This window comes from Roseibacillus ishigakijimensis (assembly GCF_016595415.1).
Classification (GTDB): domain Bacteria; phylum Verrucomicrobiota; class Verrucomicrobiia; order Verrucomicrobiales; family Akkermansiaceae; genus Roseibacillus; species Roseibacillus ishigakijimensis.
Genome location: NZ_JAENIO010000161.1, coordinates 1 through 416, shown reverse-complemented (window position 1 = coordinate 416; position 416 = coordinate 1). Strand labels below are relative to the sequence as shown.

Below are 416 nucleotides of genomic sequence, written 5' to 3'. Positions count from 1 at the left end.
AGGGGGTGGGGTTTCGAGTTCTCCAAAGCTCTTTTTCGACAAGCTGAAAATCGATGCGTTCAGAATAGGACAGTGCGGGGAGGGGGGAGTGAATCACCAGAATGATTTGCGCCCCGACCGAAGCGGAAATCGCGAAAAAAAAGAGACAGTTCCAGAATTTCCGGTGATGGGGAGGGCAAGCTTGTTTTTCAGGTTTTTGGGTCCTGTCCCGCCACTTCATCAAGGGGAGTCCAGCCACTCTAAAAAGCGTCTAGCTGTGAACTTTTCCAAGGGCACTTCGTTTCGCTTTCGGGGGCTTGGGTTTCAGGCAAAACCGCCCGCCTCGGTGAAGAGGGGGCGGCGCTTTTTGGGGTAGGAAGTGGTGAAAACCGATCAGAGTTTTTTCCTGATTGCGCGTTGTCGTGCTTTCCTTGGGG

The 416-nt window shown here is 53.1% G+C and carries 1 protein-coding gene; it reads left to right on the top strand.

What is annotated here, in order from left to right; translation table 11 throughout:
* Positions 1-355, top strand: a 355-nt coding sequence (locus JIN78_RS17445) for a hypothetical protein (protein ID WP_234038073.1), incomplete at its 5' end; no start/stop codon positions are given.
* Between the last annotated feature and the right edge of the window lie 61 nt (positions 356-416).